The sequence below is a fragment of the Pseudoalteromonas sp. GW168-MNA-CIBAN-0100 genome (genome assembly GCF_040309225.1).
Classification (GTDB): domain Bacteria; phylum Pseudomonadota; class Gammaproteobacteria; order Enterobacterales; family Alteromonadaceae; genus Pseudoalteromonas; species Pseudoalteromonas arctica.
In genome coordinates this window covers 1-266 of sequence record NZ_JBEOOL010000642.1, presented here as the reverse complement: position 1 = coordinate 266, position 266 = coordinate 1, and the positions used below count along the sequence as shown (strand labels likewise).

The 266-nt window shown below is 36.8% G+C and carries 1 pseudogene; it reads right to left on the bottom strand.

The annotated features are described in order from the left end of the window. Window positions 1-266, bottom strand: a pseudogene (locus tag AAEY62_RS22805) (IS3 family transposase); the annotation flags it as partial.

Here is a 266-nt window from a genome sequence, read left to right as displayed (position 1 = left end):
GTTTCTGGTACTGCCAATGGCTCAGGCTTATCTCTATTTAAGCGTTTCCTTGGCTTGATCCGCAAATTTAACTCAAGATCACGGTAAATGCGGTAAACTTGCTTGTGATTCCACTTGTGCTTTTTTACATTACGCAAATATAAAAAACATAATCCAAAACCCCAGCTTCGCTTTGACTCAGTCAAATCGAGTAACAGCTCTGCTATTTTTAGATTTTCATTTCTTAATATCGGTGTATAGCGATAACACGTTTCACTTATCATAAA